We start from the raw sequence: 24,990 nt of genomic DNA, 5'->3' as shown, positions 1-24,990 counted from the left end.
CTAAAAATAGTCATTTTTAAAAATACTTCCCTATTATACTCCTAATTTTTCCAAAAATATGATTATTCCTTAAAAAAATCTTACATATCAAATATACTTTTAGGTTTGATTTACTATAGGAAACAATTCCGAAAGAGGAACTACTCTCCCCACCTCGTCTTTAAAAACAATATGCTCTCTAGTTAAATGGCGCGGGCTCTTCACTCCCGCCGCTGCCGCTAATGAAAATAAACTATATCTCATACTAATAATATAATTCATGACTCGCCACTTCTTCTCATACGGATCTAACGCTTTTTGATAATGCGGATTCGTCGTGGCTACACCAGATGGACATTGGCCAGAATTACATTGAAGGGCCATAATACAGCCGCTTGCCATCATAAATCCGCGGGCTGAACTTACAGCATCCGCCCCAATCGCTAAAGCAATCGCCACTTTATCTGGTGTGATTAATTTACCCGATGCAAATACTTTAAACTTGTTACGAACACCATAATGGTTTGCTGTATCAATAAATGTAAGTAATGCTGGAATAAGCGGCAGTCCCATATAATCTGCCATCGATTTATACGTTGCCCCTGACCCGCCTTCTGAACCGTCGATTGTAATAAAATCTGGGTAAATGTTTAGTTCTTTCATTGTTTTTATTAAATCTTCCAAAGGCTCCTGCTGACCAATTACAATTTTCATTCCAACTGGTTTACCGCTGTTTTCTTGCAACTGTTGAATAAAACAAAGTGTATCCGCTGCATTCTTTAAAAATGAAAATCGATTCGGTGAATTAATCGTCTCTCCCTTTCGGACGTTGCGAACAGAAGCAATTTTCTCATTTACTTTTTGCCCCTCTAAATGACCACCACGTATTTTAGCACCTTGCCCAAATTTCAATTCGAATGCTCTAATATTACTTTCTTTCGCTTTCTCCATGAATTTTCCCATTGAAAAATTACCGTCTTCATCACGGTATCCAAATAACCCTGGACCAATTTGCGCAACGATATTCGCTCCTGTATGTAAATGTTCTGGAATAACGCCACCTTCACCCGTATTAATCCACGATCCGCCTGCCATTTTTGCTCCAAAACCACTCGCTAAAATATAATTTTCTCCAATCGCACCGTAAGAAGTCGCAGATGCACCAAACATGCCATGTAGCTTCCACGGATATTTACGGTTCTCACCGACTATAATTGCATCATCTTCTTCGTACAGCCAAAGATTCGTTGTATCCGCTGTCAATTTTTCTCTTCTTGAAAATAACCCTTCTTTATGAATCACGTACTTTTTACCTTCCCGCTCTTGCGTGAGATTCACACTTAATTCCTCAGTTAATATCGGAAATAATGTATTAGCAATATAATATCCAGAAGCTTCAAAATCTCGTTTTGATCCAAAACCAAGTATTTCAGAGCGATATTTCGCTAAAAACATAACACTTTGAAAATCATAACGTGAGAAAGGCTTTCCATCCGTATCATGATCAAACCAATATTGTCGAAATTCAGGCCCTATCTTTTCCAGTAAGTAGCGCATTCTTCCTAAGTACGGATGTAATTTTAAAATAGAATGGTGTGTTCGTTTTTTTATAAAAAATGTAATGATAAAAAAGACGATTAAAAGCAACATTAAAAATAGTAATATACTAATAATAACGAGTAGCGTTTCACTCATCCCGCTTCCCCCTATGAAATTCCATAATAAAAGGAGAACACTAGATGTGCTCTCCTTTTATCTTTATTCATACTAACGTAGCAAGATGCTCTTTCGCGTCATATTCAACTAAACTTTCAGCGTGTTTAATTCGATGAACAAAGTCTGGATTAGCAATTAACGGTCTTCCGAATGCCGCTACATCAATCGTTCCTTCTTGCAACGCTTCTTCGGCCTCTTTCGGATTTAAATTACCAACCCCAACAATCGTACCATCCCAATATTTTCTTACTAGTTGATGAAAATTCTTTCCGTCAGCAATCTCTTGGGTATAATTCATCGTTGAAGGATGGATCATCGTTAACCCAACCTCTTTAAACATATTTATGAACGTTTCAATTGCAAACTCAGGGTTTTCCCACATATAAGTAGGATTATCACCTTTGAAAGCAGAGAAACGAAGAAGTGTTTTATTAGCTCCAACAGCTTCTATTACAGCCGCCGTTACTTCTTTCATAAACGTTAACCTTTGTTTTAAATCACCGCCATATTTATCTGTTCGCTTATTCGCAAACTCATACGTAAATTGATCGATTAAATATCCGTGTGCACCGTGAATTTCTACTCCATCAAATCCAGCTTCGATCGCTTTTTTCGCAGCTTGTGCGTATTGCCCGATCACTTCTTGTATTTCTTCTAACGTCATTGCTTCTGGCGTATCAAACGGTTTACGAAAGCGTGGAACATTTCCCTCTGCAGCGATAGCCGACGGCGCTTGTGGCATTTGACCACCAATTATTTCATGATGACTCATACGCCCAACATGCCATATTTGAGCAATAATCGTCCCGCCTTCTTTATGTACCGCCTCTGTAACAGGTTTCCAAGAATCGATTTGTTCTTGTGTATAAATACCTGGTACTCCTGGGTTTCCTTTTGCTCTCGGACTAATGACAATTCCTTCTGTAATAATTAGTCCAATTCCATCTGCAGCACGTTTTCTGTAGTACTCCACTACATCCGCACCAACTACTCCAGTCTCATTATCTGCAAAGCATCTTGTCATCGGTGCCATCGCTATACGATTACGAAGAGACCAAGCTCCAACTTGAATTGGATCAAACAACTTTGTTTCTTCAACGTTTTCAAAAAATCCCCCAGCATTTACATTTGTTCCTTCATAAATACTCGCTGCTTTATTACTTGAACTTGTCATTTTTCTTCCCCCTAAAAAATCTTACTATAATCGCATCATACTTACTTTTAGATAGTAACGTCAATTTTTACGACTTTACAATAAAAAATTCGAATATCCAAAAAATAAAATGCTATAAATAATATTAAAAAGGTTTCCTTAGGAGGAAACCTTTTTTGTTGACCATATATGGCTGTCAATTCGTTTATCTCTTTAATAAAAAAACACCTTATCAATAGAAGTGAAAATGGTTCAGTATTCTTCTAAAAATAATAACTTATATACCTAAAACAATGAAAGCCCTACCTCTCTTTCATCCTTACGGCTCCTCGTCCGTGCCAGTGTGAATCAGGATTGCAAAAATCAAGTAACTATTTTATCGAAGTATTCAATTAAACTTCGAACATTCATAAATGAAATTAAAAAATAAAAATGGATTTGATTGTAGTAATAACAATAGAGGTAATGCTCTAAAAGTGGTTTGAAAGAGTTGAATGTCTTTGAAATGCTAAATTTTCTATAATTATGTTCCCAAAAAATTCAAGATCTTTTTTGGGATATAATACATTATTTGTAATGAACCTTAACAAAAGCTTTTTATCTGATTTTCTGTGATACCTTCAATTAATCCCAGTTCACTAATCAAAAATTCATATGCGTTATCTAACATCTTCTTTTCGCTTGCATTAAGTGCTTTTTCTTTCTGTATACGCATTAAATCACGCACAACTTCAGCACCTTCTTGCATTTTACCCGTCTTTATTTTATCAGTGTTCAATTTATACCTTTGTTTCCATGTAAGTAATCTATCTGATTCCCCATGTTGAAAAATATCCATTATGTGTGCTAATGCGGTTATATCCGTAACTGGACGTATATTCGAATTCAATATTCTCCCTGCTGGAATCATTAGTTCCATATTACTAGCCGACATTTTTATAACATAATACTGTTGTTTTTCTCCTGAGATTTCCTTCTCTTCTATGGCTTTAATTATACCTGCTCCCTGCATTGGATAAACAATGTTATCGCCAATTTGAAACAAATAATCCACCTCCATATATGGTAACCTTCTCAAGCTTAACATACTTTTAGTTTTTTAGCAAAATTTTTATTTTATCATAAAATTATTTTACACGTCAACACTTCAGAAGCAAGAAATTAAATTTATACAATACACTATAAAAATCGCAATTCCATTAACGGTTCCACACACATTCATTCTCTTTTAATACAAAAACACATCACTACATTTAAGTAGTGATGTGTTTTTGTTAAGGCATAAATAAAGATCTACTTTTCCGTCTATATACTAACTTGCTTACTAACCGTTTCCCTCGCCAAAAGAAAACTCATAATCACTTGCGCAGCTACTCGGCTCGTCATATCTCTGAAATCAAGGGTTGGATCAATTTCTACAATATCCATCCCTTGAACGAGAGGTTCTTTACCAAGAAATTCAATCGCATCCAGTAAAGTCGCACTGTCCATTCCACCAGGACCGATTGCTGGACAACCTGGTGCGAATGCTTGATCTAGTACATCCATATCAAGAGAAATGTAAATAGAGGTCACGCCTTGCTTTCTTAATACTTCAATACTTTCTATAATAATATCTTTGATTTCTCGCTCTCGTACATCTTTCATTGTATAAACTGTCACACCGTGTTCTTTTGCATATTCATGGTACGCTCGTGCATTTGAAAAATTACGAATTCCGATTTGAACGAGTTGTTTTCCTGTAATAATATCATTTTCTAGTAAACTACGGAACGGAGTACCATTTGACGGACCACCATCATCTAAATTACGTAAATCATGATGGGCATCAAATTGAATAATCCCGACCTTTCCTTTACTGTTTGCAAATCCTGTTATACTCGGAAAACTAATTGAGTGATCCCCGCCAAGAACGATTGGTATCATGTTCGGATTTACTTTCGTTACATGACCAACTGTTTTCGCAATTCGGTTATGACTTTCTTTTATATCCGTCACATGCATCGTAATATCGCCGCAATCATATAAGACACTTTCTTTCATATCATGTTCTTCTGTAATTGCGTATGTGCTATATGCATCCAACATCGCACGAATCGTTTTTGGCGCAAAACTTGCTCCTGAATGACTAATAGATGGTTTAGAAAGGGGTGCTCCAATTAAGGCAGCACCGAAGATTTCCACGCCTTCCTCCCAATCTTTAATCATTTCACTCCATTTCGTCACTTCACGATCGATAAACTTTGCATTCTTCTTTAAATAGTGGCCGTGCTCCACGATTGTTCACCTCTTGTATATGCGATATTACCATTCTTCCATACTGTATTTACATGACTTACGCCGTAATGATACGGTACGTAAGCATAATTGTAAGCATCCCATAAAACTAAATCTGCCTTACGACCAACTCTAATTTTCCCAGCTACATCGCCTCGGTTAATAGCATAAGAAGAGTTAACTGTTACCGCGTTCCAAACTTCTTCTGGTGTCATTTTCAGCTTCAACATTGCGATGCTCATAATAAGCTGAATGTTTTCAGTTGGACAGCTACCTGGGTTAAAGTCTGTAGCTAACGCAACTGCAACACCTTCATCGATCATTTTACGACCGCGGGCAAAGCTTTCTTTATTTAAATAGAAAGTTGTTCCTGGTAATAAAGTGGCTACTGTATTAGAGTTTGCAAGCATTTCAATTCCTTTATCAGAAGCACCAACTAAATGGTCGGCTGATGCTGCACCAATTTCAGCCGCTGCTTCCGCACCACCAAGAGGATCAATTTCATCTGCATGAATTTTCACGTCAAAGCCAAGCTCTTTCGCTTTTAATAAAAACTCTTTCGACTCTTCAACAGAGAACACACCTGTTTCACAGAAAATATCAACGAATTCAGCTAATTGCTTCTCCTTCATTTCTGGTAGTAGGTCTAACATCCATTGTAAAAATTCTTTCGATCTACCTTTATATTCTTTCGGAACTGCATGAGCACCTAAAAATGTAGAAACTAAATCGATGGGATGCTCTTTTTGTAATTGTGCAGTTGCCTCTAATTGTTTCCATTCTGTCTCATCATCTAATCCGTAACCACTCTTCGCTTCTACAGTTGTAACTCCGAAAGATAGCATACGGTCTAAATGGAATTTCGCTTTTTGAACAAGTTCTTCTTTCGACGCCTGTTTCGTTGCATTTACAGTTGAAAGAATACCTCCGCCTTGTTCTAAAATTTCTAAGTACGGAACTCCTTGTAGTTTTAGTGCAATTTCATTTTCACGAGATCCACCAAATACAAGGTGAGTATGCGGGTCAACAAGACCAGGAGAAACCATTTTCCCGCCACAATCAATAACTTCTTTCGCCTGAAGTCCTTTTGCTTCTTCTGCTGTTCCAACGAAAGTGATTACACCATTTTCAATTCCAACCGCACCGTTTTCGATAACAGGAAGCGTATCCATCGCTTCCCGTCTTAACAAGCCATCTTCTTGATCCATGGTTAGCAATTGACCGATATTTATTAGTAAAGTGTCCAGCATGTTTTTCTCCTCCTTATTTCATCATTGGAATATTAACGCCTTTTTCTTTCGCAGTTTCCACAGCTAAGTCATACCCTGCATCCACGTGACGAACAACACCCATACCAGGGTCAGAAGTTAATACGCGCTCAATACGTTTTGCTGCTGCTTCTGTTCCATCTGCAACGATAACCATTCCCGCATGAAGTGAATAACCCATACCAACGCCACCACCGTGGTGAACAGATACCCAGCTCGCACCGTTTACACTATTAATTAATGCATTTAAAATTGGCCAGTCAGCTACTGCATCACTACCGTCTTTCATCGCTTCTGTTTCACGGTTTGGAGATGCTACTGATCCGCAATCTAAATGGTCACGACCAATAACAATCGGTGCTGATAATTCACCATTTGCAACCATTTCATTAATGATGCGACCAAATTTCGCACGCTCACCGTAACCTAACCAACAAATACGTGATGGAAGTCCTTGGAACTCAACTTGTTGACGTGCCATACGAATCCAGTTACATAAATGTTCATTATCAGCGAACTCACGTAAAATTACTTCGTCTGTTTTATAAATATCTTCTGGATCACCAGAAAGTGCTACCCAGCGGAATGGGCCTTTTCCTTCACAGAATAATGGACGAATAAATGCTGGAACGAATCCTGGGAAATCGAAAGCATTTTTCAAACCTTCATCGAAAGCAACTTGGCGAATGTTATTTCCATAATCAAATGTAATTGCACCTTTTTCTTGCATCACAAGCATCGCTTCCACATGTTTTGTCATACTTTCTTTTGATAATTGTACGTAACGTTCTGGATCTTTTTCACGAAGTTTCGCTGCTTCTTCTAATGTGTAACCTACTGGAATATAACCGTTTAATGGATCATGAGCAGATGTTTGATCTGTAACTAAATCTGGCGTAATATCACGCTTCACTAGTTCTGGTAAAATCTCTGCCGCATTTCCTAGCAAGCCAATTGAAATTGGTTCTTTCTTCTCTTTATACTCGTTCGCAACAGTTAATGCTTCTTCTAATGATTCTGTATATATGTCACAATATCTCTTTTCAATACGACGATCGATGCTACGCTTATCAACATCAATAGCAATGACAACACCGCCGTTCATCGTTACAGCAAGAGGTTGTGCACCACCCATACCACCTAAACCAGCAGTAAGTGTTAATGTACCTTTTAATGAACCGTCGAAATGTTGACGAGCTGCTTCACCAAATGTTTCATATGTTCCTTGTAGAATCCCTTGTGTTCCAATGTAAATCCAGCTACCAGCTGTCATTTGTCCGTACATCATAAGACCTTTTTTCTCTAGTTCTCGGAAGTGATCCCAGTTTGCCCATTTTGGTACTAAGTTTGAGTTCGCTAACAGAACGCGAGGTGCATCTTCATGTGATTTAAAAATGGCAACTGGTTTTCCTGATTGAACAAGTAACGTTTCATCGCTTTCTAACGTTTTTAATGAATCTACAATCGCCTGATAGCTTTCCCAGTTACGAGCTGCACGGCCAATTCCGCCATACACAACTAATTCTTCTGGTTTTTCAGCAACTTCCGGATCTAAATTGTTCATTAACATACGAAGTGCAGCTTCTTGCACCCACCCTTTCGTTTGTAACTCTGTACCTCTTGGTGCGCGAATTGTTTGTTGTACTTTTTCCATTTCAATCTCTCCCTTTTCTCATTTTATAGTGCTGCGTTTACGTCTAATCTTTCTTTTATTGAATAATTCGTTTTTAACCAGTGCGCAATATTTTCAATATCCGTTGAGAATATACGGTCATTTTTAATAGATGGCACCTGCTGACGACCTTGATGGTAGAAGCTCTTCGTCACTGTACTCATGTTTTCAATTCCGCGATATTCTGCCGCTTGCATCGCACAAATCATTTCAATTGAAAGAACACGTCTTACATTTTGAATAATTTGGTGTGCATGACGTGAAGCGATTGTTCCCATACTTACGTGATCTTCTTGGTTAGCTGATGACGGAATTGAATCAACACTCGCCGGATGTGCTAACGTTTTATTTTCAGAAACTAGCGACGCTGCAGCATATTGCATAATCATTGCACCAGACTGAAGTCCTGGTTCTGGACTTAAAAATGGTGGTAAATCGTTTAACTGCGGATTTACTAAACGCTCAATACGACGCTCTGAAATGTTTGCAAGTTCCGCCATTCCTACTTTTAAGAAGTCCATCGCAAACGCAATCGGTTGACCATGGAAATTACCACCTGAAATTACTTTTTCCCCGCCATCAAAGATTAGCGGATTATCTGTTGCGGCGTTCATTTCAATTTCTAATTTTTCTTTCACATAATTCAAAACTTGCCAAGAAGCACCGTGTACTTGCGGGATACAACGAAGTGAATAGGCATCCTGTACACGTAGTTCTCCTTGTTTTGTTGTTAACTTACTATCATGAAGAATGTCACGAATTCTGCTTGCTACATCCACTTGCTCTTTATAACCACGTGCTTTATGAACATTTTCATCAAATGCATCAATAATGCCTTGTAACCCTTCAATTGTCATCGAAGCAATTAGTTCAGCTTGATACGCCGTTGCTTCTGCTTCTATATAAGAAAGAACTCCTTGTGCTGTCATCGCCTGCGTACCATTAATTAACGCAAGACCTTCTTTCGCTTCAAGTTCAATTGGCTCAAGCCCTTCTTCTGTAAGAGCAACCATTGCATGAACGCGTTTCCCTTTATAGAACACTTCACCTTCGCCTAATAATACGAGCGCAAGATGAGATAAAGGTGCTAAATCTCCACTTGCACCAAGTGAACCTTGTTGCGGAACGACTGGATGAATTTTACGATTTACAAACTCAAGAAGCATATTTACAACGAGCGGCCTTACGCCTGATACTCCTTTAAGCATCGTGTTCGCTCGTAAAATTAACATTCCGCGCGATACTTCTTCCGGGAATGGATCACCAATTCCACATGCATGTGACTGAATTAAATTATGTTGAAGTGCCTTTACATCATCTTTTTGGATAAGCACATCACTAAACTTTCCAAATCCAGTTGTAATACCGTAAACGACTTTTCCGTCCTCTACAATTTTCTCAACTACTTCACGGCACTCCGCTACCTTTTGCATACTAGTTGGACAAGCTGTTACACCTTCTCCTTCCAGTAATAACCTCTTCATTTCTTCAACTGTCAATGTATGTCCTGTTAACGTAATCATCATTTTTCCTCCTTAAAAAGGCAAAAGGGGACCTTATCTTTTTAAGACAGACTGCTGTCCTAAAAAAGTAAGGCCCCCTTCTAACTAATAGACTATGGGCAAATCATATGTGATTAATTCCTAAACCAATCGCCTCATGCTCAGATCCTTTTACAGGTGCACCAATCGTTCCATATAATGCAACAGCAACCCATTCGCCTTCTTTTTTTCCGTCGTATGGTGTACCGCGCACAATCGCAAAACGAAGTCCTACTGTACGAAGAACGTCTGCTAACTGAATTTGACCTCTCGTCACTCCGTACAAAGCTTCCATAATTGCATGATAAAGTGCATGTGTTTCTCTGTAAACGTCTGTTTCAATAACTTGGTTGCTTTTAGCCGCTGTTTCCATTGCTGCGACAACCTTTTGCGAATTCATCGAACCCACTTTCCCCGTACAATACTTCCAACCTTTTGGAATGGATAATACAGGACTTTCATTCTCATCCGCAAGTGCCAACAGCATGGCCATACGACCAATTCGATGTGTTCCTTGAAGAAGCATGTGACTCTCTCATTTCTTTTGAATTATTTGAATATTACTTAATTTAAGAATATATGAAAACGGTTAAATCGTCAATAGTTTAAAATCATATTCAAACATTTTTTTCATCCCCCTAATTTTGTGTACACAAATGATTTACACAAAATTTCCAGACGTGCTATAGTCTCACTAACAGATGCAAAGGGGCGAAATTTCAGTGACAAAACGAAAAGATATTCATTTTCGAATTGAAGAGAAATTACTTGAAAGGTTTGAATCAGCACTCCATTACGAAGGTTTAAAGAAAACAGATGTATTAACACATGCAATCCAACAATTTTGCACAAAGGTGGAATGTGACAAAACGAATGATGTAAAACGTCAATATAACGTTAGCAACCATTTACAAACACGCATCGACACACATACACATTACGAAGAAAAACACGTAGATTTAGATAAGATCGTCATTGAACATTTACACCTTCAAGGGGATGAAAACATATTAGAGGTTGGGTGCGCTAGTGGAAAATTTCTTTCCCTTTTACAAACAAATGGTCATAAAGGCCCATTAACCGGGTTTGATCAATCCGAAGCTATGCTTGCTGAAGCTGTTAAAATAAATAACTTAATAGAATGGAAACGAGGGGATGCTAGTAAACTTCCTTTCGAAACAAATTGTTATGACCTAATAATTGCAAGACATATGTTATACCATGTGAAAGATGTTGAAAAAACAATTCAAGGCTTTTATAAAGTCATTCGTCCTGGCGGAACACTTTTAGCTACAACAAATTCTAAAGTTTCATTACCTCGTATAGTTGAAATGTGTAACAACATGCTTGACGCATTTGATCTACCGAAAACATCACCAGCAGTCTCTCCGTTTTGTTTAGAAAATGGTAAAGAGATAGTAGCATCTGCTTTTCCAACGGTTGAAGAAACAGTTATTCATAATGCGCTCGTTTTTCATCATGCTACCCCAATAGTAAACTATATTTCCAGCATGTTTCCATCGCTAAATATACCCGATAATATGTATCTTCAAGCCGAGATGAAAGAATGGCTAACAGAAGAAATCAACAAGGAATTATCGCTCCATAACGGTATATGGCGCGATCCAAAAACGTTAGTAATTTATCGGTGTAAAAAAGAAAAAAGCTAGCGTTTGCTAGCTTTTACACGTTTTCTCGTAAAAGTTTCTCCATTACTACATTACCTTTACCACAATAAAAATCTGTATTATGTTCGTCTGCCACTCCAAAATAAGAGGCAATTGCTATTCCAAATGGTACAAATGCATGCCCTTGTGCTGTAATAATATTTGAGTGTTGCACAACTTCTTCATACACGAAATTTTCTACTGGAAAACAATCGAATTTTTGATAATCTATAGTCGCAGTATAAGAAATCTCTTTAAATAACCCTGCTTTTGCTAGCGCATACGGTCCAGCACAAATTGCCGCCACTAATTTTTCTTGTTCATGAAATTGACGAATGATTGAAAAAAGAGGTTTTGCATCTTCCAACTGTACTTCTTCTCCACCTGGAATAAGTATCCCCTCATACTCATCTACACGTACTTCACTTACTTCTATATGTGGCTGCACTTGCAACCCAGTTTCACTTATAACCAATTCATTCGTTAAGCCCGCTGTAATGATTTCATATTTATTTTTCAGCAATGCCGTTGCTACTGTTATTTCAAACTCTGCAAATGTTGGGTATACAAATAAAAATATTTTTTTCATAGCCCTCTCTCCTTTAACCAATCCATAAAATATACCTCTAAATCGTCCACTATTAATCTATTCGTGTCCACATAAGTTACAGGAAATTGTTTATACCAGTCTTTTTCAGTTTCTACTAATTTAAATTGCTCCTCAAATGTACTTCTGTTTCTTGTTCTATCATTATTTTTTCTATCATATAAATTACTTTCCGATACATCCAAATAAAAAATAGCATCCGAACGGCATTCTCTTAATTTATATAATTCATCTTTCAATTCAATTTCTATATCCCACTCTTTCCCTATAACCATTGGGTAAAAAAGTGTATAAAATTCGATGTCTTCTGGCCCACGATCAAAAATCACGACTGAACCTTTTGCATTTTGAAAATCTTTTATTTTAGCTTCTATAAACATTTTTTGATTTGCTATAAACCCTTCTTTTGAATTCATATCCAACTTTAATCGCTTTCGCTTTTCTACAATTGGATAAGGATTTTCATATATAACTGAAAACCCACATCGCTCTAACCTTTTAGCCAATGTCGTTTTTCCGCTTACCATCGGTCCTTGGAGTGAAATTACATATGCCATTCCTCTCATTCCCTTGCGCTTTAGTAAAACTATAATATACAGAATCTTGAAAACTATCAACAAAATATATATCATCTTGTTTCTTATTCTTATGTAACTTATAATAAAAAATAGAGATTATGACGGACGCATCAATAATGTAAGCTTGGAAATCCAAGCTTACATTATTTTTTGCTTTCCCTTTTCTAATAAAAAGAGTATACTAGTTTAGAACGTATGTTCTTAATGATTACATACAGTAAGGAGATAAGACAATGGTATACGATACAAAAGCAATTTCTTGGAATGAGTCTTTAAAACAACTTCAACGCCGCTATACAAACAAACAAGTTGACCGAAAAGAATTTGAGGATATTGAACTGATGGAATTCTTCCGCGATAACGACTACATTTCTTTACCTACACATATAAGTGGCCTATCAAAAACACGTTTTACTTCTTACTCTATTTTCACAACTGAAGATAAAGATCGTAAAGTTGGCACACTTATTATTGAGTATGTTGAAGACGATAATAATAATTTATGTGTTGAACAACTATACTTCGTTTAAACTATAACGCTTGGTCAAAATGACCAAGCGTTCTTGCTTTCTATGAATCTCACTGTATATAATATGAATAAAAGAAAACCGCTATCATTAAGGGGGGATATGCTTGCTCGAAGGATGGTTCAGTTGGTTCATTGTATTATGGACGGTTATTTTATTAGGGCTTATGTCTATTGGTGGATACTTTATGTTCAGAAAATTTTTAAAACGATTACCAAAAGAAGACGGCATGTCCATTTTGGATTGGGAAGAACACTACATAAATAAAACGAGACATTTATGGGCTGACGAACAAAAACAATTGTTAGAAGAGCTTGTAAGCCCTGTTCCAGAACTATTTCGCGATGTTGCAAAATCAAAGATCGCTGGAAAAATCGGTGAACTAGCATTACAAGAAAATGCCTCTCAAATTACACAAGACTTAATTATTAAAGGATATATCATTGCCACACCAAAGCGTGATCATAAATTTTTAATTAAAAAACTACAAGAAAAAAAGATTGATTATTCTAACTATCAATCTTTACTCGCAAAGTAACTTCATATTATTTTCGATAAAAAAGACAGCGCCTTTGACGCTGTCTTTTTATTTGGTACATATACAGTTTTTAAGTTAGCTTCATATCTTTTTCATTATAAAAACCATCTTCTTTTTCCATTTCCTTCTGTAATTTCGTAAAGGAACGATACATTGCAATTCTCCATGACACAATCATCGCGAACGCAAGTAAAAAGAACATGCCACTAAGTTGTCCTAAATCAAGAGATTGGCTTAAGTATGTTTTAAATACAATCCGCACTACAAGTAATCCAATTAATATAAAAACAAAGGCTTTTGAACGCTTCAAATAAATCTCTTGTCCTCTAATTTCAAATTTAGATGTTTTAATAAGAAAAATAGAGAAAAACAAACCGACGCCAATTGCTTCTAACATTTCCGCTGGAGTTAATCGAAATTCAGGAAAAACATACATCAATGCTCCCGTGCTCATAAAAAATGGCGGAAGTATAATTTTTTTCAATGTTGCAGGTTTCTTAGCTGCTTTTAAACGAATAAACATCGCACCGACAGCCATACAAACAGCAACGATACTTGATAAAAGAACTATGTTCATATTTTCTCATCCTTTTTTGTGGCTATATGCAAAATATACTTTCATTATATGCTTTTCCGTTAGTATTTCCAACATTTTCGCAGAATAATACTAAAAACCGGTAAAACCACCAAATAAACTTGAGAAATATACGATAATTTTCGTCATCCAGTTAAAGTATAGGAAGACCCCCATAACAATCATAATATATCCTCCGACTTTCATGAAGGCCATACTATTTCTTTTAATCCAAGACATTTTCGTAATAAAGAATGACAGTACGAAAAACGGGATAGCAAATCCAAGTATGTAAGCAATCATGTAAATCATTGCTGATTCTGGGTTTGTTGCTGCTAATCCAATTACAGACACTAGAATTGGTCCGGTACATGGCGTCCACCCTGCTGCAAAGGCTAATCCAATTAGTACTGATCCAAAATAGCCACTTGGACGATTTTTAAATGTAAATTTACGGTCTTGCATTAAAAATTTCGGCTTAAACACCCCGACAATAATTAAGCCGAACACGATGATAAATATACCACCTAACTGTCTGATTAAATCTTTATAGTCAGTAAAGATTCCTCCAATAAAACTTGTACCAAATCCAATTGCAATAAATATAATTGAAAATCCAAGTAAGAAAAACGCTGTATGTATCATACTTCTTTTGCGAAGCATTGCATTTTCTTCTTTCAATTCAGAAACCGACATACCTGTTATGTACGATAAAAATGCCGGATAAAGCGGTAAGCAACATGGGGAAATAAATGATAAGAACCCGGCGCCAAACGCTAAAAAAATACTAATATCTTGCATCATTCCACTCCTCTCCCTAAATATTGTAACAAAAACACATAAAAATACTATGAACAATTCGTGAAATCACTTTTACAACGTGGCAATAAGAAAAACCGTACTTCCTCACAGTTTCTAATAAAACGTTTTCATTTCCTTCTATTATATAGAAAAAACTCAAATGGATTATGAAACTCCTTTAATTGTCACTACCATAACAAAGGTAACATAGTTTCTCAAATAATTAGCACGTTACTAGTACGTCTATATACATATTGGTTTAAAAAATATTTTTTTCAAATGCTAGCTCTATACAATGCAAAGTTGATTTTATAATACTTCTACTATTAATAATTTCAAGATTATGCATAAATATCATACTTTTATTATTATTCTATAAAATGTCATACTTTTCTTTCATTTGACCCTTTATTTCTAATTTTGTATACTTCCCTCTAGTTATATATTTTCGATACGGAACAACTTCATATAGATGGGAGGAATTTTTCATGCTTCGTTATTCTCTTTTAGTTTTATTAGGAGCGTGTAGTTATGGAATTTTAGCTATTTTTGTTAAGCTTGCATATGCAGAAGGATTTTCACTTGGAGAGGTAATTGGCAGCCAATATTTGTTCGGTTGGATTATTTTGCTTGCTATTACACTTCTATTTTCTAGACATCGCGTTCCTTTAAAGCAAGCATTACTTTTATTCGTTGCAGGAACATCTGCAAGTTTTACCGGAATTTTTTATTATGCTTCATTAAAAACTGTACCAGCTTCTATTGCAATTATTCTTTTATTCCAATTTGTTTGGATCGGAATTATCATTGAAGCAGTCGCAACAAAAACATTACCTTCAAGAGAAAAAGTTATTTCTGTTATTTTCTTACTTGTAGGGACATTTTTATCAAGTGGTTTACTTGAACAATCAGTAGGTGCTTTCGATACGACTGGGATCATTTTAGGTTTATTATCTGCAGTTACATTCGCAACATACATTTTCGTGAGCGGAAAAGTTGCTGTTGAAGTACCTTCATTACCGCGCGGTGTTCTCTTAATGACTGGTGCTTTAACTTTAGTCATGATTGTATTCCCACCAACATTTATTTTTAATGGTGCCATTTCTCAAGGTCTTTGGAAATACGGTTTAGGATTAGGAACATTTAGTATCGTAATTCCATCTATTGCCTTTACAATCGGTATTCCAAAAATCGGTTCTGGCTTAGCAACTATTCTTGGTGCAGCGGAACTACCAGTTACAACAATTATGTCAGTATTCGTTTTAAAAGAGGCTGTACTATCTTCACAATGGTTCGGTGTATCACTTATTTTAATCGGGATTGCAATCCCGCAAATTGCATACGCAATGCGTGGACGTTATCGTAAACATCATACGCATAAAAAAGTCGCAGCATAAAGTGAAACTTTAATTAGTTGAACCAATCGGACTGCCCATTAATACGGGATAAACGAGAGAGGATTTTCATTTGAGAATCCTCTCTTTTATTGTTGTATACTTATGATAAATATTTTGCTGAAGAAAGAAGGCATACTACATGGTATCTATTTCAAATCAACTAAAAGAAAAACTTATTTCCATCCGTCGACATTTACATGAGTATCCAGAACTATCATATGAAGAGTTCGAAACAACAAAAGCAATAAAAAATTGGTTAGAAGAAAAAAACATTACTATTATTGACTCCAATTTAGAAACAGGAATTATCGCTGAAGTGTCTGGTAATAAAAACGGACCAATTGTAGCAGTTCGTGCTGATATTGATGCCCTTCCTATTCAAGAAGAAACACATTTGTCCTATGCATCTAAAGTACGAGGGAAAATGCATGCTTGTGGACACGATTTTCATACAGCTGCCATTTTAGGTACTGCTTTCTTATTAAAAGAAAGAGAATCTTCCCTAAATGGAACGGTTCGCTTCATATTCCAACCAGCTGAAGAAAGTAGTAATGGCGCTTGCAAAGTTATTGATGCTGGACATTTACGTAATGTGCAAGCGATTTTCGGCATGCATAATAAACCTGATTTACCAGTAGGTACAATTGGCATTAAAGATGGTCCACTGATGGCTGGAGTTGATCGATTTGAAATTGAAATTCACGGAGTTGGTACACACGCGGCTGTACCAGATGCTGGCGTAGATCCTATTGTCGCATCCTCTCAAATTGTGATGGCACTGCAAACAATTGTAAGCCGAAATATAAGTTCATCTCATAATGCGGTTGTTAGTGTTACAAATATTCACGCAGGAAATACGTGGAACGTGATTCCTGAAAAAGCTACGTTAGAAGGAACGATTCGCACGTTCCAAGCTGAAACACGTGAAAAGATTCCAGCACTCATGGAGCGTATTATTAAAGGTGTATCTGATGCATTAGGTGTAAAAACGAAATTCCGTTTTTATTCAGGTCCTCCTGCTGTTCACAACGATAAAGCTCTTACAGACTTATCTACTCAAGTTGCCACAAAGATGAATCTTAATATCATCTCGCCTAGTCTATCAATGGCTGGAGAAGATTTCTCATTTTACCAACAGGAAATACCAGGTTCATTCGTCTTTATGGGAACGAGCGGTACACATGAATGGCATCATCCTGCTTTTACAATTAATGAAGAGGCACTGCCTATAAGTGCAGAATACTTTGCTTTACTAGCCGAAAGAGCACTTAAACAATTCTCATAAAAAAAGCCGTTCAAAGTGCATCTCAGCACCCTGAACGGCTTTTCTTATTAAGTTAAATCACGTTTTAAAAACACAGTATATGAAATACATAAAAATACGAACAAATAAAGTAGCAACATACATGATGCAAACGGGAATGTTACTCCATCAATAAAACTTCCGTTCTTTGAAATACTATATAAATCTGTGTTTGCTGGCAATAAATATTTCGCCCAGTTATATCTAGTGGCTGCTAATAACGCAATATTGCCTGATAAAGCAAGGAATAGTGAAATACCAATTGCACCTCCACTAGATCTCGTTAACACAGAAATCATAAATGCAAACGATGCGTACACAACCGTTGGTAACCACGATAAAACATAATATTTACTTGCTTCTACAAAAATGTTTTGTTTTATTATATTTCCATCTTGGAAAATAAACTCACTCCATGCAGGCTGTTGGAATTTATAAATAACAAGTCCACATAAAGCGGAGAAGATCATATTAAATATAAATAATAAAGCTGCAAATATAACGATTGCTAAAAATTTTGCTGTTAAAATTTTAAAGCGACTCGCTGGTCGTATCGTTAAAAATTTATATGTTCCCCAGCTATATTCATTCGCAAAAATTGTACTTGCATACACGAGGATAAATGGGAGCAAAATTGGAAATACGATAAAACCTGTATCTCTCATGAAAGAAAGTGGAGAACTGCTTGCCGGTGCTGTATCCGTATCTAAATGCTTCATCTTAAGCTGGTATTCTTTTACAAGCTCATCCCCTGATTTTTCTGCTAAAATAGCTTCTTTTTTCATGCCAAGCTTTTTCTCAATTTCTACAGTTCGTTCTGTATAATCTACTTTCCATCCTTTTGTTTCCGGTTCAAAATACTTTACCGTAACCCATCCTAATCCGATTATTAATACTGCAATAACTGCAAATGGAATAATCGTTCGCTTCCGCTTAAATATTTTATACAGTTCGTTATATACTAAATTAAACAATATCTTTTCCCCCTGTTAATTCTAAAAATTGCTCTTCTAACGTTTTTCTTTCTTCATATACACGATACACTTGAATATTTTTCTCAAGCAATGTACGAATAACATTTGGGATTTCTTCATCTTTTACATTAATAAGTAATTCATTATCTTTTACTAAAACATCATGCCCTAATATTTCTGCTGCTTTATTCGCATCATCTACACGTATACGGATCGTCTCCATCTCTTCGCTTTGGCTATGCTGAATATTTTGCGTAGCCACATATTCCCCGTGCTGAATAATGATAACTCTGTCACACATTAATTCAACTTCTGAAAGTAAGTGACTTGATACAAGTACAGCTTTTCCTTGTTCATGTGCAATTTTTTTTATGTACATTCTCATTTCATGTATTCCACTAGGGTCTAATCCATTTGTCGGTTCATCTAGTATCAACACGTCTGGATCGTGAATAAGTGCCTGAGCGATTCCTAAACGTTGTCTCATGCCGAGGGAATACGCTTTTACTTTGCGATCAATTACTTGTCCCATCCCTAACAATTTCACTACTTCATCGATACGTTCTTCGGTCACATTACCATTCATTCGTCCGAAATATGTTAAATTTTCATAGCCGCTCAAAAAAGGATAAAATTCAGGTGTCTCAATTACCGCTCCAATTTTCGCAGCTGTTTTTTCGAATTGCTGTTTCACAGATTGACCATCAATCCATACTTCACCTTCTGTCATACGAATCATACCAACCATCATTCTCATTAAAGTCGTTTTTCCAGCACCGTTTGGTCCGAGTAAACCGACAACCTCGCCTTTTTTCACTTCAAAACTAATATTTTGTACAAGTGTCTTTGATCCGATTCGCTTCGTTAACCGATCGACTTTTACAATTGATTGTTCATTTGTCATTCTATACAACCTTTCCTTCCCATTCTTTGTCAGGTCTTTTCACTGTAACATGATTATTTTTATGTGTAAAATGGAAAAAGGCATGATTTCTCATGCCTTTTTCTTGAAATGCAACGAATTTTTATCTTGTAAACTTTGAACAAATCGAAAACATTGCACCATCGATAATAGAAGGATAACAATCATAATTATACTCACTACTACTATTGCATATATTGTAATCGGTGCACTATTTATCCCTTGTATTCCTGCTATTCTTATAAAGATAATCGTAAATAATTTTAAAAATAACATCCCATTAACTAATCCAAAAACAAACGCTGCTCCATAAAGGAATAATTGCTCCTGACATAATAAACATAGTACATCATTTCTCTTCCTATTCTCTGCTACATAAGATTTAACTTCTTCTTTCCTCACTTGCAGAAGAGAATAAGTCATTTTATATGTAATAAACGTACATATGAAAATGACTACGATAAACAACGTGTAAAAACACATTTGAAATAAAAGCGTAGTCCCTAATTCCCCAGCAACTACTTCATTAAATTGTAGCGATATCATAAAAAACAAAATCATAGTACTCATAGCAATCCACATAAATTGTTTTATCCTTTTGGTAGCAAATGTTCTAATATTTTTTCTCGCTAACCTACATAAAGACATAAAATTCTTCCCCTACCTTATTACATACGCATTCTATACTACTAGTGTATAAAAATATGACATTTTAAACATCGCACTACAATCGGAATTTCTTCTAAGTCTTTAGTCCTAGAAAACGAAATGATAAAAAATCACATTTAGAATATAATTGTAAAAAGGAGGAGATTGTATGCGTATAAAATTACTATCAATCTTGTGTTTATTATTACTCCCAAGTTGTAGCCAAATAAAAAACAATGAAGTTGCCATTGTTGAGCCATACAAATTAACAAAAGAGCAAGCTTCTATTTTACAAATGACTCCTTTTCAAGAAGGAAATAGCATGTTTTATAACGTTACGCTTAAACATGATAAAGATGAAATAAATGCTACAATTGATTATTATAACAATGGTAAAAAAACAAAAGAAATTGCTAATATAGCTACCTCACATTTTTCAAAAAAGAAAGTAAAGCTTTCTTTTTTACCACCACATTTCCAATTCGATAAAGATATACAAGAAAAAAGGCAGTGGTATATGAATATTGAAGGTGATTCAACGCTTGTTCATGAAGAAGCACCAACAAGCGTAAATAGCTCCGCAACTACTACAATCCAATCTATAAAAAATTTAAAATACAATCAAAAAACAATTTTAGCTGCTGTAATCCAAACAAGTAAAGAAACTGTAAGCGTCCCTACAATTGACGAAGACAAAGGTATTGATTTACTCTTAAAAGAAAATGAACACGTTTATCTATTTAGTATCGAGCTAAAAAAAGAACAATAAAGCGGAAATGCAACTTAAGTTGCATTTCCGCTTTATTGTTTAACAAGGTGTACTTTTATAAATCTGAATTAACTCCATTTTCTGTTACTACTATTACTCATCTTCTACTTCTATTCTTTTCTTCTCTCTTGCAATTTTTAAAAACTCTAGTAGCTCTGGATTACTATTCATTTTTTTGTAAGCCACTGACATTTCTGCCACAAAATTAGAATCATATAATTCTTTATATACAACTTCTGTTTTATATAACTTATTTGCCGATACGGGTATTACTGTAATTCCAATCCCTGCTGCTACAAGCCCCATAACTGTTTGATACTCTGTTGCTTCTTGTACAATACGTGGACTAAATCCAACTTCTCTGCAAAGAGATAAAATTGTATCATACAAAGCTGGCCATACTGGTCTCGTAATAAATACAAACGGCTCATCTCGTAAATCTTCTATATGTATTTCATCTTTCTCTGCAAGTGGATGTGCCTTTGGTAAACATAAGGTGCAAGATAACCTTTGAATTGGCTCTAATTCTAATAATTGTGTTGGAATTGGTGGACGTAAAAAGCCAATATCAATACGGTTATCATGAAGTGCATGAACTTGATCTGGTGTTGACAATTCATGTAATGCAACAGACACTCTCGGAAATTTCTTTCTATATTCCCTAACAATTGATGGTAAAATATCATATATCGCCGCACCTACAAAACCAATTGAAAGTGATCCTACTTCTCCCCTTTGCGCACTTTGTGCAACTTCTACTGCTTTTTCAATTTGTTCAAACGCTTTTTTTACTTCTTTTAAAAACATTTCTCCTGCTTCTGTTAGTTCAACCTTTCTTTTCGTTCTTGAAAATAATGTAACTCCCATTTCTTTTTCTAATTGCTGTATTTGTTGACTAAGTGGTGGTTGTGTCATTTGTAAACGAGCAGCTGCCCGTCCAAAGTGTAACTCTTCTGCCACAACAACAAAATATTGCAAATGCCGTAATTCCATTTTTGGACACCCTTTTCACTTTCGATTAATATGTCTAATATATTAATAACATATAATTTATATATTAGACAAATATTTTGAATGAACGTATAGTAGAAATTGTTAATTCTTTTTTACAATTTTTATGTAAAAAAAGAAAGAGGTGGTTACTGTATGAAATGGTGGAAGTTAAGCGGACAAATTTTATTACTATTTTGTTTCGCTTGGACAGGTGAATGGATTGCAAAACAGGCACACCTCCCAGTTCCAGGAAGTATAATCGGTATTTTTTTATTATTAATTTCATTAAAATTTAACCTAGTTAAAAAAGAATGGATACAGGACGGAGCAGATTTTTTATTAAAAGAACTTATTTTATTTTTCATCCCTTCTGCAGTCGCTGTCATACGTTACAGAGATACACTAACACAATATGGAATCGATCTCATTTTAATTATTATGATTAGCACTCTTTGCGTTACCTTAGTTACAGGACTTTTAACAGAATTGCTACTAAAGCGGAAAGGATCAACGCAATGATCGGATTTCTTTGTTTACTATTAACACTATTCACATATTGGATATCAAAAAAAATGTATCAACGTTGGAATTGGAGTCTACTTTCTCCTCTTCTCGTCTGTCCCATTATTTTAATTGCTTTATTGCTCGGATTAGATACACCTTATGAAACATATGAATCTGGTGGTCACTGGTTAACTGAATTATTAAAGCCCGCAACAGTTGCTTTTGCATGGCCAATCTATAAATATTTTGATTTATTAAAGAAACATGGAATGGCTATCTTACTTAATGTCATTGTCGGTTCGTTTTTATCAGTCATTACTTCAGCACTACTAGCAAATTATTTTCAAATTGATTCATCACTAGAACATAGTTTAGCGCCACATATCGTAACAACACCAATCGCAATGGCTATTTCAGAAATGATTGGTGGTATGTCACAATTAACTGCTGTATTTGTCGTTTTAACTGCCTTAACAGGAGCATTGCTCGGTCCTTCTCTCATACGTATTTGCCGTATTAAAACAGCAATCGCAAAAGGTATTATGTTAGGAACGAGCGCAAATGGAACCGGTACATCAAAAGCATTCGAAATCGGTCCTGTGGAAGGAACAATTGCAAGTTTATCCATGCTTTTAACAGCAGGCGCTAGTTTAGTTATCGTTCCGCTTTTCTTGTCTTGGATACATTAAAGAAGCAAGTATTTACATACTCGCTTCTTTATCTATATATTGGCACAGCAATTCATAATCCTCTGGAAAAGCTAAACACAATTGTTCAACTTCATGTATCCCTTTCCAAGCAATTTCATGTATTAACTCATCAGGATCTTGGATTTTCATATTACCGCCTATTTGTTTAACAAAATAATAATGGACATACACTGGAACACCGTATGTAATACCCTCTTTTTCATATATTTTATTTACCACTTCCACATTGTAACCTGTTTCTTCCCAAACTTCCCTGATACAACATTCTTCTAGTGTCTCTCCCTTTTCAAGTCCTCCACTTGGGACAGACCATCTTTTTTCTTCTCCCTCTTTGCCCTGCAGTACCATTAAAACTTCATTTCTTTCATTTACACATACCGCTGCACTACCTATCCATCTCTCCATAAACATCCCTCCCCTACTAAAATTCGCCCTCTTTTTTATTTTCCCCTTGAAAAAAAGAGGAAAATAATAAAACAATGACGAAAAATTACATCAACTTCATAGACAATCCTTTTTAGAAATTAAAACTGGAAGGATGAAAATATGATTTCTAATTATGTTGTGGAATGTGTCTTTTGTGAAGAAAATCGAAAGGCTCGCCAAGCTATTGTCACAGTTCCCGCGACTACTCAGCTACTAGCCATTGAAAAAGTGCGTGCGGAATGCAAACGTCGCTTCGGAAAAACTGTATTATTACAAACAGAAATTAAAGAAAAAATTGTTTTTGAACAAAAAGAAAGCCGACCATAAATTGGTCAGCTTTCTTATCCGATCATATTTTCACATGAAGATTAGGGGCATCCTCTTTAAGGATCGGGATTTTCCCATTATGTACGTTCCATAATGGTCATCGAACAATATATTTCTATGCAATTAACTATTGAATAGAATAGGGCAAAACTTGTTCGCATTTTTAGAAAAGGGATAGGGATATAATTCAAGTAGTACTTCGAATACTCGAACTTTACACTCATAATATTAAAACAAATCCTTTTATATGGGAAATATGAATTACCTACATAATTCATTCGTAAAATATATTAATAGTTTGCTATATTAATTTTATCCCGCTATTTGTAAGCAGTAACCCCCTACTTATTATAATTTCACCTTATTCCATCAATAGCATACATCCAGCTAAAACCGGTGTCATAATCATCGAAAACCTCAAAAGCATTCGCGGTGCATAATTTGTAAACTTCGCGCCAATATATGCCCCTAACATGGTCCCAATTAATACTTGCAATAACAATATATAATCTAAATATCCTTCCGAACTATATCCTAGACCGCCTCCAATTGCAATCGGTAATATAACAAGCATTGTTGTCCCTACAGATTGCTGAATCGTTAATCCCAATAGAACCATTAATCCAAGCTGAATAAACGGTGCAGAACCAATCCCAAATGAACCAGCCATCATTCCAGTAACTAATCCAAGGCATATACATTTCAACAAGTAGTTCATGGAAAACTCTTTATGCTTATATAAAGATGACTGTTCTTTGTTTTGGAACATAATTAATTTAATAAACATAAAAATCGCCGATAAAAATAACATCCCAGCTGTAAACCAATGAAGAAGATGTGCTGGTATAAGTGAACCAAATTTAGAACCAATATAAGAGCCAATTGCGCCAAATCCCCCAACAATCCCGCCTATAATAAGTGCTACATTACCTTCACGGTAATGACTGACAACACCTGATAATGTCGTAAACGCCATTGCAGTTAAAGATGTTGCAAGAGCAACATGAATAGGAATATGAAATACTAAAGTGAGTATCGCGATAATAAACCCAGCTCCTCCAGCTCCAACAAATCCTAATAAAATACCCATTACTAACATTGTTATAATAATTGCCACAG

General features: G+C 35.7%; 28 protein-coding genes. 9 read left to right on the top strand and 19 right to left on the bottom strand.

The window, feature by feature from the left end; genetic code table 11:
* Nucleotides 1-99: 99 nt before the first annotated feature.
* The 8 genes from ACZDYH_RS05175 to hutP form a co-directional block, all read right to left on the bottom strand.
* Nucleotides 100-1,674 (bottom strand): FMN-binding glutamate synthase family protein, encoded by a 1,575-nt coding sequence (locus ACZDYH_RS05175; RefSeq protein WP_006927376.1) that lies wholly within the window; start codon nt 1,672-1,674, stop codon nt 100-102.
* A 67-nt stretch (nt 1,675-1,741) separates the two neighbouring features.
* The gene (locus ACZDYH_RS05170; protein ID WP_290101481.1) at nt 1,742-2,869 is read right to left on the bottom strand and encodes an alkene reductase; all 1,128 of its coding nucleotides are present in this window, start codon (nt 2,867-2,869) and stop codon (nt 1,742-1,744) included.
* A 562-nt stretch (nt 2,870-3,431) separates the two neighbouring features.
* On the bottom strand, nt 3,432-3,893 hold the full coding sequence (locus ACZDYH_RS05165; protein ID WP_170317877.1) for a CarD family transcriptional regulator: 462 nt from the start codon (nt 3,891-3,893) through the stop codon (nt 3,432-3,434).
* Nucleotides 3,894-4,153: 260 nt separating this feature from the next.
* Nucleotides 4,154-5,125 (bottom strand): formimidoylglutamase, encoded by a 972-nt coding sequence (hutG, locus tag ACZDYH_RS05160; RefSeq protein ID WP_000399834.1) that lies wholly within the window; start codon nt 5,123-5,125, stop codon nt 4,154-4,156.
* The gene (hutI, locus tag ACZDYH_RS05155) at nt 5,104-6,375 is read right to left on the bottom strand and encodes an imidazolonepropionase (protein WP_434712560.1); all 1,272 of its coding nucleotides are present in this window, start codon (nt 6,373-6,375) and stop codon (nt 5,104-5,106) included. Before hutI ends, hutG begins: the two co-directional genes overlap by 22 nt.
* 13 nt (nt 6,376-6,388) lie before the next feature.
* Entirely contained in the window at nt 6,389-8,047 is a 1,659-nt protein-coding gene (gene hutU / locus ACZDYH_RS05150; RefSeq protein WP_434712561.1) for a urocanate hydratase, read from the bottom strand.
* 23 nt (nt 8,048-8,070) lie between these two features.
* Nucleotides 8,071-9,588 (bottom strand): histidine ammonia-lyase, encoded by a 1,518-nt coding sequence (gene hutH, locus ACZDYH_RS05145; RefSeq protein ID WP_000631872.1) that lies wholly within the window; start codon nt 9,586-9,588, stop codon nt 8,071-8,073.
* 103 nt (nt 9,589-9,691) lie between these two features.
* Nucleotides 9,692-10,132 carry a hut operon transcriptional regulator HutP gene (gene hutP / locus ACZDYH_RS05140; protein ID WP_000926516.1) on the bottom strand — a complete coding sequence of 147 codons (441 nt, stop codon included), beginning with the start codon at nt 10,130-10,132 and terminating at the stop codon, nt 9,692-9,694.
* Nucleotides 10,133-10,328: 196 nt separating this feature from the next.
* Here hutP and ACZDYH_RS05135 point away from each other — a divergent pair, with 196 nt between their 5' ends.
* The gene (locus ACZDYH_RS05135; protein WP_434712563.1) at nt 10,329-11,276 is read left to right on the top strand and encodes a class I SAM-dependent methyltransferase; all 948 of its coding nucleotides are present in this window, start codon (nt 10,329-10,331) and stop codon (nt 11,274-11,276) included.
* Nucleotides 11,277-11,289: 13 nt separating this feature from the next.
* Here ACZDYH_RS05135 and ACZDYH_RS05130 read toward each other — a convergent pair whose 3' ends face one another.
* Both ACZDYH_RS05130 and ACZDYH_RS05125 read right to left on the bottom strand, forming a co-directional pair.
* On the bottom strand, nt 11,290-11,862 hold the full coding sequence (locus ACZDYH_RS05130) for a DJ-1/PfpI family protein (RefSeq protein ID WP_474885808.1): 573 nt from the start codon (nt 11,860-11,862) through the stop codon (nt 11,290-11,292).
* Complete coding sequence (locus tag ACZDYH_RS05125; protein ID WP_434712565.1) at nt 11,859-12,437, bottom strand: AAA family ATPase; 579 nt, start codon at nt 12,435-12,437, stop codon at nt 11,859-11,861. The genes ACZDYH_RS05130 and ACZDYH_RS05125 overlap by 4 nt, the downstream gene beginning before the upstream one ends.
* A gap of 254 nt (nt 12,438-12,691) precedes the next feature.
* Between ACZDYH_RS05125 and ACZDYH_RS05120 the strand changes: the two genes are divergently transcribed.
* Nucleotides 12,692-12,988 (top strand): hypothetical protein, encoded by a 297-nt coding sequence (locus tag ACZDYH_RS05120; RefSeq protein WP_000262400.1) that lies wholly within the window; start codon nt 12,692-12,694, stop codon nt 12,986-12,988.
* A gap of 103 nt (nt 12,989-13,091) precedes the next feature.
* Nucleotides 13,092-13,523 carry a DUF2621 domain-containing protein gene (locus ACZDYH_RS05115; protein ID WP_000889371.1) on the top strand — a complete coding sequence of 144 codons (432 nt, stop codon included), beginning with the start codon at nt 13,092-13,094 and terminating at the stop codon, nt 13,521-13,523.
* Nucleotides 13,524-13,593: 70 nt separating this feature from the next.
* Here ACZDYH_RS05115 and ACZDYH_RS05110 read toward each other — a convergent pair whose 3' ends face one another.
* From ACZDYH_RS05110 to ACZDYH_RS05100, 3 genes are all read right to left on the bottom strand, one after another.
* On the bottom strand, nt 13,594-14,100 hold the full coding sequence (locus tag ACZDYH_RS05110; RefSeq protein WP_001028439.1) for a CcdC family protein: 507 nt from the start codon (nt 14,098-14,100) through the stop codon (nt 13,594-13,596).
* A 90-nt stretch (nt 14,101-14,190) separates the two neighbouring features.
* Nucleotides 14,191-14,898 carry a cytochrome c-type biogenesis protein CcdA gene (ccdA, locus tag ACZDYH_RS05105; RefSeq protein ID WP_001152676.1) on the bottom strand — a complete coding sequence of 236 codons (708 nt, stop codon included), beginning with the start codon at nt 14,896-14,898 and terminating at the stop codon, nt 14,191-14,193.
* Nucleotides 14,899-14,914: 16 nt separating this feature from the next.
* Nucleotides 14,915-15,064 carry a peptidase T gene (locus ACZDYH_RS05100; RefSeq protein ID WP_071732505.1) on the bottom strand — a complete coding sequence of 50 codons (150 nt, stop codon included), beginning with the start codon at nt 15,062-15,064 and terminating at the stop codon, nt 14,915-14,917.
* Nucleotides 15,065-15,386: 322 nt separating this feature from the next.
* Here ACZDYH_RS05100 and ACZDYH_RS05095 point away from each other — a divergent pair, with 322 nt between their 5' ends.
* Entirely contained in the window at nt 15,387-16,295 is a 909-nt protein-coding gene (locus tag ACZDYH_RS05095; protein WP_434712568.1) for an EamA family transporter, read from the top strand.
* A 139-nt stretch (nt 16,296-16,434) separates the two neighbouring features.
* Nucleotides 16,435-17,580 (top strand): M20 peptidase aminoacylase family protein, encoded by a 1,146-nt coding sequence (locus ACZDYH_RS05090; protein ID WP_000253675.1) that lies wholly within the window; start codon nt 16,435-16,437, stop codon nt 17,578-17,580.
* 47 nt (nt 17,581-17,627) lie between these two features.
* Here ACZDYH_RS05090 and ACZDYH_RS05085 read toward each other — a convergent pair whose 3' ends face one another.
* The 3 genes from ACZDYH_RS05085 to ACZDYH_RS05075 all read right to left on the bottom strand — a co-directional run bounded on the left by ACZDYH_RS05085 (nt 17,628) and on the right by ACZDYH_RS05075 (nt 20,142).
* Nucleotides 17,628-18,572 (bottom strand): ABC transporter permease, encoded by a 945-nt coding sequence (locus ACZDYH_RS05085; RefSeq protein ID WP_000482759.1) that lies wholly within the window; start codon nt 18,570-18,572, stop codon nt 17,628-17,630.
* Nucleotides 18,565-19,476 (bottom strand): ABC transporter ATP-binding protein, encoded by a 912-nt coding sequence (locus ACZDYH_RS05080; protein WP_000180622.1) that lies wholly within the window; start codon nt 19,474-19,476, stop codon nt 18,565-18,567. The genes ACZDYH_RS05085 and ACZDYH_RS05080 overlap by 8 nt, the downstream gene beginning before the upstream one ends.
* Nucleotides 19,477-19,566: 90 nt before the next feature.
* Nucleotides 19,567-20,142, bottom strand: a complete 576-nt coding sequence (locus ACZDYH_RS05075) for an FtsX-like permease family protein (RefSeq protein ID WP_000050608.1) — start codon at nt 20,140-20,142, stop codon at nt 19,567-19,569.
* A 169-nt stretch (nt 20,143-20,311) separates the two neighbouring features.
* Here ACZDYH_RS05075 and ACZDYH_RS05070 point away from each other — a divergent pair, with 169 nt between their 5' ends.
* The gene (locus ACZDYH_RS05070) at nt 20,312-20,911 is read left to right on the top strand and encodes a hypothetical protein (RefSeq protein WP_001220599.1); all 600 of its coding nucleotides are present in this window, start codon (nt 20,312-20,314) and stop codon (nt 20,909-20,911) included.
* 93 nt (nt 20,912-21,004) lie between these two features.
* Here the strand turns inward: ACZDYH_RS05070 and alsR are convergent, their stop codons facing one another.
* Nucleotides 21,005-21,904, bottom strand: a complete 900-nt coding sequence (alsR, locus tag ACZDYH_RS05065) for an acetoin biosynthesis transcriptional regulator AlsR (protein ID WP_000423234.1) — start codon at nt 21,902-21,904, stop codon at nt 21,005-21,007.
* A gap of 153 nt (nt 21,905-22,057) precedes the next feature.
* Here alsR and ACZDYH_RS05060 point away from each other — a divergent pair, with 153 nt between their 5' ends.
* Both ACZDYH_RS05060 and ACZDYH_RS05055 read left to right on the top strand, forming a co-directional pair.
* Complete coding sequence (locus ACZDYH_RS05060) at nt 22,058-22,423, top strand: CidA/LrgA family holin-like protein (protein WP_000872365.1); 366 nt, start codon at nt 22,058-22,060, stop codon at nt 22,421-22,423.
* Nucleotides 22,420-23,097, top strand: a complete 678-nt coding sequence (locus ACZDYH_RS05055; protein ID WP_000578954.1) for an LrgB family protein — start codon at nt 22,420-22,422, stop codon at nt 23,095-23,097. Before ACZDYH_RS05060 ends, ACZDYH_RS05055 begins: the two co-directional genes overlap by 4 nt.
* A 12-nt stretch (nt 23,098-23,109) precedes the next feature.
* Here ACZDYH_RS05055 and ACZDYH_RS05050 read toward each other — a convergent pair whose 3' ends face one another.
* Complete coding sequence (locus tag ACZDYH_RS05050) at nt 23,110-23,523, bottom strand: NUDIX hydrolase (RefSeq protein WP_000442982.1); 414 nt, start codon at nt 23,521-23,523, stop codon at nt 23,110-23,112.
* Nucleotides 23,524-23,664: 141 nt separating this feature from the next.
* On the opposite strand from ACZDYH_RS05050, the gene ACZDYH_RS05045 reads away from it, so the two are divergent.
* Nucleotides 23,665-23,871 carry a DUF3903 domain-containing protein gene (locus ACZDYH_RS05045; RefSeq protein WP_000625222.1) on the top strand — a complete coding sequence of 69 codons (207 nt, stop codon included), beginning with the start codon at nt 23,665-23,667 and terminating at the stop codon, nt 23,869-23,871.
* Nucleotides 23,872-24,232: 361 nt separating this feature from the next.
* On the opposite strand, the gene ACZDYH_RS05040 is transcribed toward ACZDYH_RS05045, so the two are convergent.
* Nucleotides 24,233-24,988 carry a sulfite exporter TauE/SafE family protein gene (locus ACZDYH_RS05040; protein WP_000974659.1) on the bottom strand — a complete coding sequence of 252 codons (756 nt, stop codon included), beginning with the start codon at nt 24,986-24,988 and terminating at the stop codon, nt 24,233-24,235.
* Nucleotides 24,989-24,990: the final 2 nt, after the last annotated feature.

It is taken from the genome of Bacillus sp. EB V-12, assembly GCF_056158125.1.
The sequence above is the reverse complement of the archived record's forward strand: the minus strand, read 5'-3'. Positions and strand labels throughout refer to the sequence as shown.

Coding starts and splice junctions, on each gene's coding strand:
- ACZDYH_RS05175 (WP_006927376.1), bottom strand. CDS start 1,674: ATGAGTGAAACGCTACTCGTTATTATTAGTATATTACTATTTTTAATG.
- ACZDYH_RS05170 (WP_290101481.1), bottom strand. CDS start 2,869: ATGACAAGTTCAAGTAATAAAGCAGCGAGTATTTATGAAGGAACAAAT.
- hutI (WP_434712560.1), bottom strand. CDS start 6,375: ATGCTGGACACTTTACTAATAAATATCGGTCAATTGCTAACCATGGAT.
- hutU (WP_434712561.1), bottom strand. CDS start 8,047: ATGGAAAAAGTACAACAAACAATTCGCGCACCAAGAGGTACAGAGTTA.
- hutH (WP_000631872.1), bottom strand. CDS start 9,588: ATGATTACGTTAACAGGACATACATTGACAGTTGAAGAAATGAAGAGG.
- hutP (WP_000926516.1), bottom strand. CDS start 10,132: ATGCTTCTTCAAGGAACACATCGAATTGGTCGTATGGCCATGCTGTTG.
- ACZDYH_RS05130 (WP_474885808.1), bottom strand. CDS start 11,862: ATGAAAAAAATATTTTTATTTGTATACCCAACATTTGCAGAGTTTGAA.
- ACZDYH_RS05125 (WP_434712565.1), bottom strand. CDS start 12,437: ATGGCATATGTAATTTCACTCCAAGGACCGATGGTAAGCGGAAAAACG.
- ACZDYH_RS05120 (WP_000262400.1), top strand. CDS start 12,692: ATGGTATACGATACAAAAGCAATTTCTTGGAATGAGTCTTTAAAACAA.
- ACZDYH_RS05110 (WP_001028439.1), bottom strand. CDS start 14,100: ATGAACATAGTTCTTTTATCAAGTATCGTTGCTGTTTGTATGGCTGTC.
- ccdA (WP_001152676.1), bottom strand. CDS start 14,898: ATGCAAGATATTAGTATTTTTTTAGCGTTTGGCGCCGGGTTCTTATCA.
- ACZDYH_RS05095 (WP_434712568.1), top strand. CDS start 15,387: ATGCTTCGTTATTCTCTTTTAGTTTTATTAGGAGCGTGTAGTTATGGA.
- ACZDYH_RS05090 (WP_000253675.1), top strand. CDS start 16,435: ATGGTATCTATTTCAAATCAACTAAAAGAAAAACTTATTTCCATCCGT.
- ACZDYH_RS05080 (WP_000180622.1), bottom strand. CDS start 19,476: ATGACAAATGAACAATCAATTGTAAAAGTCGATCGGTTAACGAAGCGA.
- ACZDYH_RS05075 (WP_000050608.1), bottom strand. CDS start 20,142: ATGTCTTTATGTAGGTTAGCGAGAAAAAATATTAGAACATTTGCTACC.
- ACZDYH_RS05070 (WP_001220599.1), top strand. CDS start 20,312: ATGCGTATAAAATTACTATCAATCTTGTGTTTATTATTACTCCCAAGT.
- alsR (WP_000423234.1), bottom strand. CDS start 21,904: ATGGAATTACGGCATTTGCAATATTTTGTTGTTGTGGCAGAAGAGTTA.
- ACZDYH_RS05060 (WP_000872365.1), top strand. CDS start 22,058: ATGAAATGGTGGAAGTTAAGCGGACAAATTTTATTACTATTTTGTTTC.
- ACZDYH_RS05055 (WP_000578954.1), top strand. CDS start 22,420: ATGATCGGATTTCTTTGTTTACTATTAACACTATTCACATATTGGATA.
- ACZDYH_RS05050 (WP_000442982.1), bottom strand. CDS start 23,523: ATGGAGAGATGGATAGGTAGTGCAGCGGTATGTGTAAATGAAAGAAAT.
- ACZDYH_RS05045 (WP_000625222.1), top strand. CDS start 23,665: ATGATTTCTAATTATGTTGTGGAATGTGTCTTTTGTGAAGAAAATCGA.